This window comes from Caulobacter sp. GW456-12-1-14-TSB4 (assembly GCF_059424195.1).
Window position 1 is genome coordinate 1 of the sequence record NZ_JBWKZF010000075.1, and the last position, 527, is coordinate 527.

1 protein-coding gene is annotated in these 527 nt (G+C 65.8%); it reads left to right on the forward strand.

Annotated elements, in window-relative coordinates:
* Positions 1 to 527, forward strand: a 527-nt coding sequence (locus tag AC07YH_RS26695) for a GTP-binding protein (RefSeq protein ID WP_494749910.1), incomplete at both ends; no start/stop codon positions are given.

Below are 527 nucleotides of genomic sequence, written 5' to 3' on the forward strand. Positions count from 1 at the left end.
GAGACGGCCAACCGTCACTACGCGCACGTCGACTGCCCCGGCCACGCCGACTACGTGAAGAACATGATCACGGGCGCCGCCCAGATGGACGGCGCGATCCTGGTCGTGTCGGCCGCCGACGGCCCGATGCCGCAGACCCGCGAGCACATCCTGCTGGCCCGTCAGGTCGGCGTGCCGGCTCTGGTCGTGTTCATGAACAAGGTCGACATGGTCGACGACGAAGAGCTGCTGGAGCTCGTCGAAATGGAAGTGCGCGAGCTGCTCAGCTCGTACCAGTTCCCGGGCGACGACATCCCGATCACCAAGGGCTCGGCCCTGGCCGCCGTGGAAAACCGCGACGCCAAGATCGGCGAAGAAGCGATCCTGGCCCTGATGGCCTCGGTCGACGCCTACATCCCGCAGCCGGAACGTCCGGTTGACCTGCCCTTCCTGATGCCGGTCGAAGACGTGTTCTCGATCTCGGGCCGCGGCACCGTGGTCACGGGCCGTATCGAAAAGGGCATCGTGAAGGTCGGCGAAGAAGTCGA